This window comes from Aneurinibacillus sp. UBA3580 (genome assembly GCF_002375825.1).
In the GTDB taxonomy this organism is placed as follows: Bacteria; Bacillota; Bacilli; order Aneurinibacillales; family Aneurinibacillaceae; genus Aneurinibacillus; species Aneurinibacillus danicus.
Genome location: NZ_DFMZ01000041.1, coordinates 1 through 4,061 on the forward strand (window position 1 = coordinate 1; position 4,061 = coordinate 4,061).

The window sequence follows — 4,061 nt, forward strand, 5'->3', positions numbered from 1 at the left end:
ACTAAAGCCAGCCGCCCTTCCCATGATTTTCATGTTGGAGTTGCGGCTGAGACGCCATGGTGGTTTTTTGTGAAAATTGTGAGAAAAGAAGGAAAGAGGAAAAAAGTTTGACATATAAGGAAATGTTACGAAGAAAACACTTGCATAATCCTAAAAACTCGATTATCGTTGTTTTAGTTATAGGCAAAAAATAGTGAAACTTTCTGTTCTATTCGGCGTCAAACAAGAGACTGCTAGTTTAAGAGAATCCGGAGGTGCGAGATTCCTATCATGTCAGAGGAATTATCTCGCCAAGCGAGCAAAGCCAAAAAAAAGGCTCGCAAAGCGAATCGAAGAAGAAAATGGATAACTATTCTTGCTGTTATGCTATTTATTATTGGTGGTTCAGCGACAGCCGCGTATTTGAAGGCGCAAGACTTCCTTAATAAAATTCATTCGGAAGTGGAATCGAGCGCCAAAGAAGCGGGCGTCGCCAAAGCGGAAACGATATATTCGACTGAAAGGCCGATATCCATCGTATTGCTTGGCAAGGACACGCGCGGCGAGTATGGCGGCGGTCTGACGGATGTTATGATTATTATGACGCTGAATCCTGAAACAAAGAAAATTACGATGCTCTCCATTCCGCGTGATACCCGGGTGGTCATTCCGGGAGAAACACATGATCAAAAGATTAACTTCGTATACAAACTTGGTGAGATGATGCGTGAGGAAGCGGAGCGGAAAGGCGAAGAGCCAGAGGAGACGGGCATATCCCTTGTGAAGAAGACGCTGGAAAGTATCTACGGTATCCCTATTAATAACTATGTTATTATTGATTTTGAAGGTTTCCGCCAAGGTATCGATGCATTGGGCGGCGTGGAAGTGAACGTAGACCGTAAGCTGGTGTATAATGATCCGACGGACGGTACGAGTATCAATCTAGAACCCGGCTTTCAGACACTGAACGGGGACCAGGCGCTTGACTTCGTGCGGCACCGTCATGATGACCGAGGATTAAAGTATTACTCGACCGACTATGAGCGTAATGACCGCCAGGTGGCTGTCATTCGTGCCGCTATGGAGAAGATGAAATCGTTTGCCGGTCTTGCGAACTTCTTTAAAGTTATGGACGCGGTTGGAGAGAATGTCAAAACCGACTTGACGCTTGACCAGTTAAAAGGTCTTGCCATGACGTTCGGCAAGCTGGACGGGGAGAACATTATAAAGCTTGAGAATACAGGCGCTGATTGGGATGCTAAGAACAGCCGTACTATCATCCCGCAGGAGACGATGGATAAGAACCGTCTGGCGCTTCAGCAATCTATGGGCATCGATCCTTCGACTGTAACCCGCTACAACGACTCGCCTTCCGGCGGCAGCAGCAGATCGAAGAAGACGATTGATCCGGCAGAGATAGATGAAGAGAAGAAAATAGAAAGCCAGTCGGAAAAAAGCAGTAAGCGTGTGGTGAAGAGGGAAGAGCAGCGTACGGAGGAAGACGAACCTAAGAAGTCGTCTACCAGGAAACGGGAAGCTACAAATGAAGAGAAGAAAAGCAGCAAAACAAGCGAGACTACAAAAAAGTCATCAGGGAATGACAGTGAGCGCAAAAAAGAAGAGTTGCTCGACCCTGATAAACCTGTAAGTGAAAGCATATCTGCCGAGGAGCGGCGCGACAGCGAACCTTCCCAACCTGCTCCTCCGAAAGCGCCGAAAGCACCTGAAGCGCCAAAGGTGCCGGATATAAGTGTCGATACAGATAATAAGTAAGGACAAGGGTAGCAAGAGGGTGTCCCCAAAATGGTGGGCACCTTTTTTTACTGCCATATAAATGGGAAAAAAGGCGAACACCTTTTTCTTCCCTGGATCTCCTTTCCTCTTCCCCTCTTTCTTTTTTCCTGATTTTCATAGAAAAAACAGGGCCTGTTTTTGGCCCTGCCTCCTGTTGCTAAAAAACAAAGTAAGTTATTTGACTTTATACATTGGCACCGTATTTAGCCTGTTTAGCAGCGCGTTCGCGATCCGATTTCTTAAGATGTTTCTTACGGAGGCGGATTGATTCCGGTGTGACTTCGCAATACTCGTCGTCGTCCAGGTATTCGAGCGCTTCTTCAAGCGTCATGATACGCGGTGTTTTCAGCTTCACGGTTTCCTCTTTTGTAGCGGAACGAACGTTAGTAGCGTGCTTTTCTTTACAGATATTAACTACCAGATCGTTATCCCGGTTGTGTTCGCCGACGATCATGCCTTCGTAAATTTCTGTACCCGGATTTACAAAAAGGATACCGCGATCCTCTACACTCAGCATACCGTACATCGTAGCCGTGCCGTCAATCATGGAGACGAGTACGCCTGCCCGGCGGCCGCCGACGCTGCCTGGAACAACCGGCTTATAGCTGTCGAAGGAATGGTTCAGAATACCGTATCCGCGCGTTTGGGTCAAGAACTCGGTCCGATAGCCGATCAGGCCACGGGACGGAATTAAAAATTCCAGACGGACAGAGCCGAAGCCGTTATTAATCATGTTGACCATTTCGGCTTTACGCGCGCCAAGCGACTCCATAATCGCACCCGTGTATTCTTCCGGAATATCGATAATCAGGCGTTCGATTGGCTCACATTTCACGCCGTCGATTTCACGCACGATAACTTCAGGCTTAGACACCTGCAGCTCATATCCTTCGCGGCGCATGTTTTCAATCAGAATGGAGAGGTGAAGCTCACCGCGTCCGGACACGATATATTGTTCCGGGGTTACTTCTTCGACGCGCAGGCTGACATCTGTCTCCAGCTCTGCCATCAGGCGGTCGCGCAGCTTGCGGGAAGTTACGTGCTTGCCTTCGCGGCCGGCAAACGGGCTGTTATTGACCAGGAATGACATCTGCAGCGTCGGCTCGTCAATCGTCAACGGCGGCAGGGCTTCCGGTGTTTCCGTATCTGCAATCGTATCGCTGACATTGATATCTTCTACACCTGCAATCGCGACGATATCGCCGGATTTTGCTTCCTCGATTTCGATGCGTTTCAAGCCGCTGAAGCCGAACAGTTTATTTACCCGTACTTGCTTGATGGAGCCGTCACGCTTAATCTGGGCTACGGTTTCGCCGCGGCGGATGGTGCCGCGGTGGATACGGCCGATACCGATACGGCCGAGATATTCGTTATAATCAAGCATCGTTACCTGGAGTTGCAGTGGTGCTTCAAAATCGCCGCCCGGGCCCGGGATGTGTTCGACGATCGTATCGAACAGGGCTTTCAGGTCGTCGTCCTGCTTATCCGGGTCCGTGCTTGCCGTACCGTTGATGCCGGAAGCATAGATAACCGGGAAGTCAAGCTGTTCTTCCGTCGCGTCCAGATCGATAAACAAATCGTATACTTCATCTACCACTTCCGCAGGACGAGCGTTCTCACGGTCGATTTTGTTGATGACGAGAATCGGCGTTACTTTTTGTTCAAGCGCTTTTTTTAGTACGAAGCGTGTTTGCGGCATGCAGCCTTCGAAGGCGTCTACGACGAGCAGCACGCCGTCCACCATCTTCATGATGCGTTCAACTTCACCGCCGAAATCGGCGTGACCCGGCGTATCCATGATGTTAATTGTAATGTCCTTGTATTTTACCGCCGTATTTTTCGCGAGAATGGTAATACCGCGTTCTCTTTCTAAATCGTTTGAATCCATCATCCGTTCCTGTACTTGCTCATTCGCGCGGAAGGTTCCGGCCTGAATCAGCATTTTGTCGACCAGTGTTGTCTTCCCGTGGTCAACGTGAGCGATAATTGCAATGTTGCGCAAATCGTTGCGTAAACTCATAAAGTATGAAAGCTCCTTTCAAATTCCCCGCATTCGCGGGGCGTTGCGTGCAGGTTCATTATATCATGCACCTTTCGAATTATTAAACGGCGCAACGTTTTCATCATAATGCTTTTTGCCCGTCTACCGCAAGAGGTTATAGAAATAAAACCCTCATGGCTTTTCAGCCGCAACCCCGACATGAAAATCATAAGAAGGGCGGCTTGCTTTTGCGGTACGAAGGAAAAGAGAGAAGAGAACGAGGAGGTGATTTCAATGGGGAAAAAGG

The 4,061-nt window shown here is 48.7% G+C and carries 3 protein-coding genes; 1 reads left to right on the forward strand and 2 read right to left on the reverse strand.

What is annotated here, in order from left to right; translation table 11 throughout:
- Positions 1 to 270 precede the first annotated feature (270 nt).
- The gene (locus B2899_RS06220; RefSeq protein WP_146812046.1) at positions 271 to 1,752 is read left to right on the forward strand and encodes an LCP family protein; all 1,482 of its coding nucleotides are present in this window, start codon (positions 271 to 273) and stop codon (positions 1,750 to 1,752) included.
- 205 nt (positions 1,753 to 1,957) lie between these two features.
- Here B2899_RS06220 and typA read toward each other — a convergent pair whose 3' ends face one another.
- Together typA and B2899_RS06230 are read right to left on the reverse strand one after the other, a co-directional pair.
- Complete coding sequence (gene typA, locus B2899_RS06225; RefSeq protein WP_146812045.1) at positions 1,958 to 3,793, reverse strand: translational GTPase TypA; 1,836 nt, start codon at positions 3,791 to 3,793, stop codon at positions 1,958 to 1,960.
- Positions 3,790 to 4,061 (reverse strand): hypothetical protein (locus tag B2899_RS06230; RefSeq protein ID WP_286884525.1); only part of this gene is annotated, 272 nt, incomplete at its 5' end. The genes B2899_RS06230 and typA, both read right to left, overlap by 4 nt.